The sequence below is a fragment of the Flavivirga jejuensis genome (genome assembly GCF_030540765.1).
Classification (GTDB): Bacteria; Bacteroidota; Bacteroidia; order Flavobacteriales; family Flavobacteriaceae; genus Flavivirga; species Flavivirga jejuensis.
In genome coordinates this window covers 1-4,876 of the sequence record NZ_JAUOEL010000022.1, presented here as the reverse complement: position 1 = coordinate 4,876, position 4,876 = coordinate 1, and the positions used below count along the sequence as shown (strand labels likewise).

Below are 4,876 nucleotides of genomic sequence, written 5' to 3'. Positions count from 1 at the left end.
AGTGCCATCTGCTAACCAACGTGCCAAATCTCCGGTACGGTACATCCGATCTCCTGAAATAAAGGGATCCAATACAAATTTATCCGAGGTTAATTCTGGATTGTTTACATAACCGCGTGCAACTCCAACACCACTAACACACAACTCTCCAACAACTAAAAGTGGTTGTAATTGTAAATCATCAGAAAGAATATATACCTTGGTATTCGCTATAGGTTTTCCAATAGAGACCTTATCTTCAATCTTTCCATCAAAAACAGTCGCACAAATACTAGTTTCCGTTGGACCATATGCATTTATATATTTTCCTTTTTTAGAAAAAGCTTTTGCCTTTGCAATCGGAGCTTCTTCCCCAGCGGTAATTAATGTTTTTACAGTGTGTAAATTTGCTATATCTATTAATTTTACAAAGGCTGGAGGTAAGGTTACCCAAGTAATCTTATTATCATTAATAAAATTAGTCATCAGTGCTATATCTGATTTTATTGCTTCCTCTATAATGAATAGCTTAGAACCACTAAGAAGAGTTATCAATATTTCCCATATAGATGCATCAAAAGACTGATTAGAAAACTGAAGACAATGTTCTGAGTTTCTTATTGAAAAATGATTAATCTGAGCAGTAACAGTATTTACAATACCTCCATGTTCTATCATTACTCCTTTTGGACGACCAGTAGATCCCGAAGTATAAATTATGTAAGCAAGGGTATCACTTTGGATACTCACTTTTGGACTCTTCTCTTTATACTTACTTTCTTTTATTTTAAAATCCGAAAATAACTTTGGTGTAATACTCACTTTACACTGACTATCACTTTCTATATATTCTATTCTATTCTTAGGATAATTAGGATCTATTGGCAAATAAGCGCCTCCCGTTTTTAATATAGCTATTAGAGAAATTATAAGTTCATCACTACGATCTAATTTAACTCCAATAAAATCTTCTTTTTGAATCGCGTATTCTTCAATTAAATAATGTGCTAATTGATTTGATCTTTTATCTAACTCTGCATATGTCATCGTAGTTCCTTGAAAAACTACTGAGGTATTATTTGGATTTTTGCCTACTTGTTCCTCAAATAAACTTACGATTGTTTCTCCTTTAGCTAACGCATTCTCGGAAGGATTAAAACCATATATTAACTGATCACTTTCTTCTTTGGTAAGGATATCTATATCAGAAACTCTGGTTAAATCAGAAGATATCAACAGTTGTTCTAAAACAGTATTAAAATGATTTTTAATCATTTCTATAGTTGAACTCTCTAAAAGTTGATCGTTATAATTAAATTCTATACTTAATTGTTGTCCTAAATTAACCGCAATGGTTAACAAATAATTAGATTGTTCTTTTGTTTTTATATTTGAAACATCCAGCACATTGCTTCCCGTTTTTAATACTTCGGATACCGGGTAATTTTCGAAAACTAGAATACTATCAAATAAGTCTCCCTTAACGCCACTAAATCCTTGAATTTTAGCCAAACTCGTATACTGATACTCTCTACTACTAACGGTATTTAACTGCAATGCTGTTAACCAATTTACAACAGTATCGTTATGTGTAATATGACTGTAAAAAGGAAGTGTATTGATATATAACCCTAGCCGTTGTTCCGATTTTTCTAAATCAGTAGGACGTCCAGAAACTGTCACTCCATATACAACATCGGGAGCCCCTGTATATCTAGATAACAATAAAGCCCAAACACCTTGAATAATAGAATTCATCGTTAACCGATGTTTTTTTGCATACTGCATTAAACGCGTAGTAAATTCTGCCTCTATGTTTAAAAAAAGTGTTTTATTATTCCCTATTCCCTTATTCCTCAAATCTGTTGTTTCTAAAAAAGGCAAAACCGATGGAGCTTTTAAGTTTTTGACATACCCTTTCCAAAACTGATCTTCTAATTCAACATCATTTTTCTGTATATACTTAATGTAATCTTCATACAAATCCTCTTTTATTTCGGGAAGCGTTTCTCCTTTTAAAAAGGCTTCATATGCTACTAATAATTCTTCCATAAGTATTGCACAAGACCACCCGTCCATCAAGATATGATGGTGAGTAAAAACCATTGTATACGATAAATCTCCTGTTTTTATAAGAGTAATTCGCAGTAATGGCACCTCATTGAAAGCAAACCCTTTTTCACAATCCTGAATTAAAAACTGTTCTAATTTTTTCGTTTTCTCTGAATGTTTTAAAGTGCTATAATCCAACTCTTCAAATGGTAATCTCACCCGTTTATACACACATTGTAAAGGAATACTTAACTCTTCATACAAAAAAGAGGTTCTCAGTATACTATGATTTTCTATAACGTAATTCCAAGATGCTTTTAATACTTCAACAACGACTCCTTTGGGGAAATCTACAGACATTTGTTCTACATATGTTTTAGAACTTTCATCATATAACCCATGAAAAAGCATACCTTCTTGCAAAGGGCTCAATTTATAAAATGAATCGATTAAAGACCTCTTATCTAAATATTGAAGTAATTCTTTTTTATTCGTCTTTATAAAACTTATAATCTCTTTATTATTCTTTATTTTGTCTTTATCTTCCTCATTCAATTTCCCCTTTAATCCTCTCAATACTAAGTTTTCTTCCTTTTTAACTAAAAACAAGTTTAATTCTTCTAATTTTTTTATAAAACTTTCCATATATGTTTGTGTGAATAGTATTCCTTTTTATTGAAATAATTTGAGTAAACACTAGAGCCAATAAGAAATTAATAAAACCAACCTCTTTTATGATTAGGGGTGTACGTTTCTATTATTTATTATTGCTAATCTTTTGAAATATTTCTGTGTGTGTATTTGTATTTTACTATGATAAAATATTGTATATTTCTTTTATCACTTTACTTTTATAAAGACCAATCATTTAGATATATATGATCTCTCAGTAGATAATAAAAAATTTCTTAAAACCAACTATCCTTGCCTTTGCTGGCAGGCAGGTTCGAGGCAGAACTATAGCCATATTCCGCTAGTTTTATTTTGACTTAAAATGTCAAAAACCAAAATTATGTATTTAGATTCCTGTTTTCATGAGAATGACAATTTTAACGGAAACTCTGGGGTTGAGCCTAGGAGAATTCTTTTCGATTAAAATTCTAAAATATCCTCGCCTTCGTATGCCTCTTCTATTAGATTTTGGGTAACCTCTTCTAATTCCTGATATTGAATATCTTGTTCCAGTCCATAATCAGAAGGCGTATACTCTTTGGTTTTGTTATCCTTACAATGGATAATAAGCATTTTTAAATTCGACAAGTACGCTCCTGCTAACTTTTCTATAGTTTCTAAATTATATTGTCTCTTGGAGTAGCTCCAATTTAATCGCAACTGTCCTTGCGCAATAGAACTATTAATTTCTATTTTGCAATCAAATCGAATATCAGCACCTATTTCTTTTCCAGAAGATTCCTTTGCTCCTTTAAACCTATCACTTGAACTTACAACATTATCTAATTGTCCCAAATAATTAAATACAACATCCCACTGTACTTGTGCCAAATCTTTTCTCACCTCTTTTGAGGTATGTAAGTAACGTAATACTCCATAACCTAACCCCTTATCTGGTATACATCGTAATTGTTCTTTTATTGATTTTATCAAATCTCCATAAGAATCTGTTTTTGATGACTGCAATGCTATCGGGTATAAATTCGTAAACCAACCTATGGTACTACCTATGTCAATATTTTTTGAAATATCTTCTCTTCCATGTCCTTCTTGACCAATTACGACACTGTTGTGTCCAGACCATTTCCCTATAGTCAACGCCAGACAGGCAAGTAAAATATCATCTATTTCTGTTCCATATCTTTGATGAACCTCACTGATCAAGGAAACGGTATTTTCCTTATCCAATACCACACTATAATCCAATATATTTTTATAACTATCATACCCATTAATTTCATAATCTACAGGTAACGGATTGTATTCTTTTGCCATTGCTGCCCAATAAGGTTGTTGCATAAGAACCGAATTTCTATTGCTATACTTCTTTAATTCCGTATACCATTGTCGATAAGAGCTTCCTTTATTTCCTAGATTAATTTCAAGGTTCTTCTGAATATTATCTAGAACTCGGTTTAAATCAGTAAGAAGAATTCTCCAAGAAATCCCATCGATTACCAAATGATGTGCTGTGATAAAAAGACGATTGTCTTTATCTTCTTCAGGTGTTTTAATCAATACTCCTTTAAAAACCTGTCCATTTGTTATCCCTATGTCTTCCTGGGATGAATTACACAGCTTCTTAATAACATCAGGCATATTACACATTTTTTCTTGTGTACAATCTATAACAGCTAACAGGCTATTAGTATCACTGTATTCCTGAACCCATATTCCATCCTTTTTCTGATAGTTAAAACGTAATGCATCGTGATATTCGACCAATACTATAACTCCTTTTCTTAAATCCATTTCCTCAACTGATTTCGAAACTGATAATAGTACTGATTGATTGTAATGCGATTCTTCTTCATGTGCTTCGTCAAAATACCATTGTTGAATAGGTAATAATTCACAAACGCCCTCTAGTCTTCCTTGTTCTCCTTCAATTTGACCACTTAGATCTTTCACTATTTTTGCTAATTCGAATATAGTTTGATTCTCAAATAAATTTCGTGGTCTTATATGATAACCTTCTCTTTTCATATTGCTCACTACCTGAATAGTTATAATGGAATCCCCTCCCAATTCAAAGAAATTATCATGAACACCTACTTGCTCTACTCCCAATAAATCCTGCCAGATCCTTACCAGTGCCTCTTCTATCTTAGTTGATGCTGCTACATAACTCGCTGTGGATAAACTTGACATATCTGGATCGGGTAACGCCTTC

The 4,876-nt window shown here is 32.3% G+C and carries 2 protein-coding genes; both read right to left on the bottom strand.

The features are described 5' to 3' along the window. Nucleotides 1-2,676: amino acid adenylation domain-containing protein (locus Q4Q40_RS23960; protein ID WP_303304585.1), on the bottom strand; the 2,676-nt coding region annotated here is incomplete at its 3' end. Nucleotides 2,677-3,123: 447 nt separating this feature from the next. Further along, nucleotides 3,124-4,876: condensation domain-containing protein (locus Q4Q40_RS23955; RefSeq protein WP_303304584.1), on the bottom strand; the 1,753-nt coding region annotated here is incomplete at its 5' end.